This window comes from Azoarcus taiwanensis (assembly GCF_012910885.1).
Lineage (GTDB): Bacteria > Pseudomonadota > Gammaproteobacteria > Burkholderiales > Rhodocyclaceae > Azoarcus_F > Azoarcus_F taiwanensis.
In genome coordinates, this window is sequence record NZ_WTVM01000190.1 from 1 (window position 1) to 5,721 (window position 5,721).

The window sequence follows — 5,721 nt, forward strand, 5'->3', positions numbered from 1 at the left end:
CGGTCGAGTTGTCGGTAAAGATGCGAACCGTCAAAAGTCGATCCATTGCCGGTTCCTGCATGAGCTTGAACTGACATTCGATCCACCTTGCTCGATCACTTCGTTTCGGCTCGATGTGATAGATGAATGCGTAATACCAGCCCTCGGGAAGCAGCCCATTCGCTGACGAACGCGAAAAGTCAAAATTGAGTTCTGCCATTTCTTTCACCTCTTTTCAGTTGTGACCCACACGGGCGAACGCTCCGCGCAAATCCCAGCGAACCCGGCCCCTGAACAACCCCTTGCCGATGGCCGGGGTGGGTTGGTTGCTGGGGGCTCGCTGCCCTAAGGGCTAAACCCCACCCAGCGAACCCGAGTTCGCGGGGGGAGCCCGGGGCTTTCGGGGTTCGCTGGTAATGCTTTAGGGAACCCCCGAGCGAACCCTGAGCGAACCCGGCAACCGCGAGCGAACCCGGCTTCATTTCGCCACCTGTGGGGGATCAATTGGGCGAATCCAGACGTTCCCATTCGGGGACTTCAGTTCCCTCTCGATCATCAGCGATTCCTCAGCGATGAGGCGTTCAATAGCAGCCGTCACCCGGTCTTGAGTTATCTCGTAGGTCACCTTCATGTCTGGGAGCTGACCCTTGAGGCTGTTCTTGCTGGGGAACCTTCCGTCAATCACCTCGTTAGTGACCCACTGATATATGAATTTGTCATCAGCGGCGGCGGTCTCTGCGTCGATGGCATTGATGCCCTTCCTTGTTTGCTTCGCACTACCGACCGGCTGACCTTCGTTTGTCATCGGGCAAACGATCAGCGAACTAATCTCGTCGCCGTCGTCGTCCATACCGAGCGTGACCGGCTGCATAGCGAATGCGAACGACAGACCGTCGCTGCCATCCTTCACCTTGGTCAAGACGAACTTCGCTTCCGTTTTGCTGTTTGTTTTGTCGCGCTGGCATTCAATGACAAAGTCCATTGCAGCGTGCAGACCTGACCAGCCCCGCATGCCTCGCTCCTGACTCTTGCCGCTGTGGTGGATTATCAAAATGACTCCGCCCAGCCTGTGCTGTAGCTCCCTGAAGATGGCGATCATCTCGCCCATCTCGCTACTGTTCTCGTCAATGCCGTTTGCTGCATGCGCCAGCGTGTCGATACACAGCACGCCGCCCGCCCATCCGCATTCGGTAAGGGTCTGCACCAGCTTGTCGCGGTCTGCCTGCTCGCGCAGGTTCATGGGTTCCATAATGACCGCGACATTCGACCGCTCGTTACCCGGAGAGGCGATGAGCAACGCATCAGGATTCCGTCGTCTTGCTTGAGCAATCCGCCACGCTGCAACCCGCGCTGGAATACCGCCTTGCCCCTCGAACGGGACATAGACGGCAGGAGCAGCTATCACCTTCCGTCCGAACCATTCCTGCCCGTTGGCAATGTGTGCCAACAGGTCGAGCGTTAGAAATGATTTGTAGGTGCCTGAGTCGCCATAGATGGCGCCGACCCCGGCATGAGGGATGATCCGCTTCACCATCCAGCGCAGCGAGGGGAGTTGGTCTAGGTCGTCGTCTCGCAACAGACGGAAGTGGCGCGGGTTGCCATGTTGCGTGGAATCGCGCCAGAACAGGCTTTGTGCAATCTGCTGCCCGTGCTGCACATGTGCCGCATCGTTAGCGAGGTGCTGCGCTGCCAGTGACAGGGTTGTTCGCGCGTAGTCAAGGCGGCCAGCCTTATCACGCTCGCCCAGCTTCGACAGTCGAAAGGTCAGCCAGCATTCGCGCGAGGAGTCAGCATGGGGCAGGAGCAGCTTGACCAGCGCCAAGTCTGCTTCCGACTGCGATGGGTAGCGCCCTTGCCAATCGCCCGCGAATAGCCGCCCCAGTTCGCCCGCGTCTTGCGCCGCGTATGCTGCAAGCGACCAGTCGGGCGCATCGTCACCGTCTAGCTGAATCTCGGTGCAGGCGCTGGGTCGCATCTCGCTTGCCAGCTTGCCCAGCAGTTCTTGTCGATTGGCGACGGGTCGGTCGATGTAGGTGTCGCCGGTGCAGATGATGAAACGCTCCTGCGAATACACCTCCACGCCGTCACGCTTCCTGCCCTTGCCGATCTTGCCCTCTACCCACACATGCAGACCCTTGCCACTGCGCGAGCGCTCGGTGTAGCTGTCGAAGGCGGCGACGATCTTTTCAAACCGTTCGATATGCACCTTTGGGGTCTCGTCCTTCACATCAAGGTCGATGCAGGCGAACGGGTCGGATTCGTGCAGCATGTATCCGATATGCAAACCCTTGGCGGCGGCTGCTCGGCATGCTGTGTCAAAGTCCGTCCATGTGCTGGGGTCAGTGCTCGCGGCGCGACCGTCAGCGGTCAGCGGTCGCTTGTCAGCACCAGCCAGCACCCATTGCGGGCGGTCGCGTAGCGCTGCCGGTAAGCACCCCCAGCGCTCGGGCTGCGGGGCGGCTGGGGCCGTTTTTACGGGGTCGTCGCCGCTACCCCCTTGGCTTGGTGGCAGCATTGCCCCCGTGCCGTTTTGCGCGGGCTGCATTCCATCTTGCATTTCGCATGACGGCTGCCCTACGCTAATTTCGCGTTGATTCATATGCAGTACCTCCTGAGCGGCAGCGGTGTGCAGACCCTGCCGCTTTTTCTTGGGTGGCGTACTGTGCAGTTACTCGACGCGCCGGGACTGGCGCTAAAGGGTTGGCACGCTTCTAAAAATTCGCTGCTGAACATGGTTGCTGGCGTTGCATGTTCAGTACGATTGCAGGCCTTGGTGGCTGGTGCCGGTGCGGGTGCGCTCGTCCAAGTAAGCAAGCAAGTCCGACTCGGCATAGCGCACCAGTGCGCCCACCTTGCGGAACTTCGGCCCCTTCTTCTCGTAGCGCCAAATCTCTAGGGTGTTCTTCTTCACGCCGAGCAGTTCGGCAGCCTGCGCGGTGTTGAGCAGCTTGATCGCTGTGGAGGTAGCAGTAGTCATGACAAGTCCTCATCGACTTGCCTTACCGCATGCGGGGAGTTAGTTGGCGCAACGGCAAGGCATGGCTTGTCGTCTGGTTCGCGCTGCCCACTGACGAAATTCGGGCGTGCTAGGCGCTTCTGAAGTGCCTAGCCAGGGGGCGTTGCACCCCCTAGGCTTTTTTATATGCTATGGCTCTTAATGCTTGATAGCAAACACTTTTTTATCGGGCTAGCCCGATTTTCAGGCCCGCATTGGGATCACGTTTTCACCCTTGGCAGCGTCCTTGGCTATCTGCCCCTGCTGCACTATCCACGCGCTGATCTTCTGCATAGCGGGCAGCAGCACGGCGGGGTCAGGGTTGTTCGCGTAGGAGGTGCCATGCACGTCGCTGGCAAGGTGGTTGAGCAACTGCCGCCGCTGGTCACTATCAACGACGACGATCTGAGCCACGTCCTCAAAGGTGCGCCGGAATGCGTGTGGGTGCAGATGCGTTCCCGCCACCCCAGAGACCTTCTTATCAAGAAACGCGCGAGGGTCGAAGAGATAGCCCTTCTTGCCGCGCATGGCAGGGAAGACGTAGTTATTACCCTTGATGCGATTCTCATAGCGGCGAGTCAGCAGCGTGTGCAGCGCGTCGCTGAGAGGTAGGGTCAGCGGGTGATGGTTCTTGGTCAGCTCGCCGGGAATGTGAAAGGTCGGCAGCTTCCCGTCCAGCTTGACCCTATCCCATGTCAGCGTTCGCGTCTCCGAAACACGGGTGCCCGCCAGCAACATGAACGCCACCATGTCCGCGCTGACGCATGTTGTCGTGATGTTCAATGCGGGGTCGCTGTGCTGCTCCAGCAGCGCGAACACCGCGCCTATCTTGTCGCGCGGGACGCGAGTGGTGCGGGGCTTCTCCTTGTTCCACTGCGCCATGCCCCCTTGCTTGAACATCTGCGACACGGGGTTGATGGGCAGGATCGGATAGACACCGTCAGCGGTCGCGCTCTTCTCGCGTGCCCAATTCAGCAAGGCGCGAAGATTGCGGAATGCCTGATTGGTCTGCACGGGTGCCGTCTTGGACAGTTCGCGGAAGCGCTTGATGCAAGCATCGCGGCTGATGCCGGCCACGGGTTCATCTGCCCAGTTGGCGAAGGTGCCTTCCACACAGCGCCGAATGTCGGCCTTGCTGCTGGGTCGCAGTGGCCCGTTCTTCGTGCGCTTGTGCTCGATGTAGTCCTCCATCACTTCGCGGAGCGTTTCGGACTGCGCGGCGACCTTCTTTTTCTCAACCTGTGGGTCAAGACCGTCCAGCATTTCCAGCCGCTTCACTTGGGCACGCTTGCGCGCTTCGTCACAGCTCAGAAGCTCAGCGGAACCGAGGGTGAAGCGCCTGTCCTTGCCTGACCCATTCACACGCCCGCGAACGATGTAGCTCTTGGCCCCTGCGGCAGTGATGCGCAGCCCCAGCCCTTGCGTTTCCGTATCCCAATAGAAGGACTGATCCTTGTCGGTGGGCGCTGGTAGCGCCTTCACTTTGAGGTTCGTGAATTTGAATCTGGTCTGTGTGGCGGTCATGGCTGCCCCTCCTGCACCAGTTCAAGGGCTGCTCGCACATGCTCATAGGCTTTGGAGTAGCGCCTGTCGGGGTCGCTGTGTCCGATCAACTCAAGGAGGTGCGTCTGAGCCATGACCAGCGTTATGCCAAGCTCGGTGAGCGTCGTAGCTGTGGGAGGGGATAGTTCAGGGCCGGTGTTTCCGGTTATCGTTGCCATGTTGGCTCCTTGTTGCGTAAGGGGCTGACCACGAGGGCGGGACTGTTGGCGCAGTCGCCGCCCTCACTCGTTACACGCCCCGAAGGGCCATGTACGCACAATGTACGCGACGCAGGTAGAAGCACGCAATAGCGCATGGTACTAAATAAAACGCCAAGTCGTTGATTTATATAGGCATGCAGGCGTACATAAAAGCGGGTAAAGCATGGTAAAATCGCTGCCCGCACAACTCATAATCGGTAGGTCGCAGGTTCAAGTCCTGCTGGGCCCACCATTCTTCCCTTTGTTAGCGTTTCGGTACAGTTTCGGTACAGTGGCAGTACACGAGCCCTGTTCAGGAGTGACCGATGGCTACAATCGTCAAGACCCCTTCCGGCACCTGGAAGGCCGTCATCCGTAAGACCGGATGGCCAACCACAGCCAAGACCTTCCGCACCAAACGCGATGCCGAGGACTGGGCACGTCGCACCGAAGATGAGATGGTTCGGGGCGTCTACATCCAGCGTGCCGCCTCTGAACGGATGACACTGGAAGCAGCTCTGCAGCGTTATCTCGCCGAAGTATCCCCTACCAAGCGACCCACTTCCGCCGCCAGCGACGCTCGCCACGCCAAGCCTCTCTTTCAATACTTGGGAAAGTATTCCCTTGCCGCCCTCACCCCCGAGATCATCGCCAAGTACCGCGATGACCGTCTGGCTGGACTGGATCGCAAGGATGCCAAGGGACGTCCAGCCCCCAGGCCTCGCTCCCCCAATACAATCCGCCTTGATCTCGCCCTGCTTGGGCACCTATTCAACACAGCGATCAAGGAGTGGGGCATTGGCCTGACCTACAACCCTGTTCAAAGCATTCGCCGGCCAGCCCCGAGCCCAGGGCGAGACCGGCGTCTCAGCCAAGAGTGTTGACGGCCATCCAGAATTGACCCACTTGCCGGGGTAATTTGCATCGAAATTTGACCCACCTTTGATTGACTACCCTGCTGTGTTTTGGGCGGGGGATCGAGGAGTGATCAAAGTGGGCATGTTG

At 59.3% G+C, this 5,721-nt stretch carries 6 protein-coding genes; 1 reads left to right on the plus strand and 5 read right to left on the minus strand.

Features of this window, described 5'->3' with window-relative positions; genetic code table 11:
- The 5 genes from GPA21_RS20705 to GPA21_RS18925 all read right to left on the minus strand — a co-directional run.
- Positions 1-199: hypothetical protein (locus GPA21_RS20705; RefSeq protein WP_211163707.1), on the minus strand; the 199-nt coding region annotated here is incomplete at its 3' end.
- A 258-nt stretch (positions 200-457) separates the two neighbouring features.
- A complete protein-coding gene (locus GPA21_RS18910) occupies positions 458-2,578 on the minus strand; it encodes an AAA family ATPase (protein ID WP_168989640.1) in 2,121 nt (706 codons plus the stop codon).
- A gap of 153 nt (positions 2,579-2,731) precedes the next feature.
- A complete protein-coding gene (locus GPA21_RS18915) occupies positions 2,732-2,956 on the minus strand; it encodes a helix-turn-helix transcriptional regulator (protein WP_168989641.1) in 225 nt (74 codons plus the stop codon).
- Positions 2,957-3,178: 222 nt separating this feature from the next.
- Positions 3,179-4,498 carry a tyrosine-type recombinase/integrase gene (locus GPA21_RS18920; RefSeq protein WP_168989642.1) on the minus strand — a complete coding sequence of 440 codons (1,320 nt, stop codon included), beginning with the start codon at positions 4,496-4,498 and terminating at the stop codon, positions 3,179-3,181.
- Positions 4,495-4,695, minus strand: coding sequence for a hypothetical protein (locus GPA21_RS18925; RefSeq protein WP_168989643.1), 201 nt, complete (start codon positions 4,693-4,695; stop codon positions 4,495-4,497). Before GPA21_RS18925 ends, GPA21_RS18920 begins: the two co-directional genes overlap by 4 nt.
- Positions 4,696-5,042: 347 nt before the next feature.
- On the opposite strand from GPA21_RS18925, the gene GPA21_RS18930 reads away from it, so the two are divergent.
- Positions 5,043-5,600: a site-specific integrase gene (locus tag GPA21_RS18930; RefSeq protein ID WP_211163708.1), complete on the plus strand. Its 558-nt coding sequence runs from the start codon at positions 5,043-5,045 to the stop codon at positions 5,598-5,600.
- Positions 5,601-5,721: the final 121 nt, after the last annotated feature.